This window comes from Corallococcus sp. 4LFB (assembly GCF_046520365.1).
Taxonomy (GTDB): domain Bacteria; phylum Myxococcota; class Myxococcia; order Myxococcales; family Myxococcaceae; genus Corallococcus; species Corallococcus caeni.
Genome location: NZ_JBKGHJ010001096.1, coordinates 1 through 955, shown reverse-complemented (window position 1 = coordinate 955; position 955 = coordinate 1). Strand labels below are relative to the sequence as shown.

Here is a 955-nt window from a genome sequence, read left to right as displayed (position 1 = left end):
CGCCACGACACGCCGTCCACCGCGAGGTGGTGCACCGCCAGCAGCAGCCACGACGGCTTGCCCTCGCTCCGCTCCACCAGCAGCGCGCGCAGCAGCAGCCCTTCGTCCAACCTCAGGCTGCCCTGAAGCTCCTTTGCCGCCTTCGCCAGCGCTTCGCTTTCATCCGAAGACGCCGAGACGTCCAGCCGCCGCAGGTAGGGGCCCGGGCCCACTCCCGCGTGGTGCTGCGTCCAGCCTCCTGCCCCCTTCTCGTACCGCAGCCGCAGCGCATCGTGGTGCGCCACCAGCGCCTTCAGCGCCTCCTCCAGCCGCTCCGCCTCCACTCCCTCCTTCGCCTCCAGCAGCACCGCCTGGTTGAAGTGGTGCGCCTGCGGCAACTGCCTCTCGAAGAACCACCGCTGAATCGGCGTCAGCGCCGCCTCGCCCTCCACCAGCCCCTGCTCCCCCACCACCCCGCGTCCCTGCTCCACCACCTTCGCCAGTTGCTCCACCGTCGGGTGCTGGAAGAGCTGCTTCGGCGTCACCTTCAAGCCCGCCTGCCCCGCCTTCGCCACCACCTGGATGCTCAGGATGGAGTCGCCGCCCAGCGTGAAGAAGTTCTCCTTCACTCCCACCCGCTTCACGCCCAGCACTCGCGCCCACACCGACGCCAGCGTCTCTTCCGTGCGCGTCCTCGGGGCTTCGTAGGCCTCCGACGTTTCAGCCGTGGCTTCCGGCTTCGGCAGCGCCTTGCGGTCCACCTTGCCGTTGGGTGACAGCGGCAATGCGTCCAGCACCACGAAGGCCGCCGGCACCATGTACTCCGGCAGCCGGGCCTTCAGCGCTTCGCGCAACCCTTCCGCCGTCATGCCCTGGCCCACCACGTAGGCACCAGCCTCTTGGTGCCGGGCGCGTCCTCGCGCACCACCACGACGCTCTCGCGCACGCCGTCGCACTGGCCCAGCGCGGACTCCAC

The 955-nt window shown here is 70.2% G+C and carries 1 protein-coding gene; it reads right to left on the bottom strand.

Features of this window, described 5'->3' with window-relative positions; genetic code table 11:
• The coding region (locus tag ACLEQD_RS44295; RefSeq protein WP_410391916.1) for a condensation domain-containing protein at positions 1-863 on the bottom strand (863 nt) is incomplete at its 3' end.
• Between the last annotated feature and the right edge of the window lie 92 nt (positions 864-955).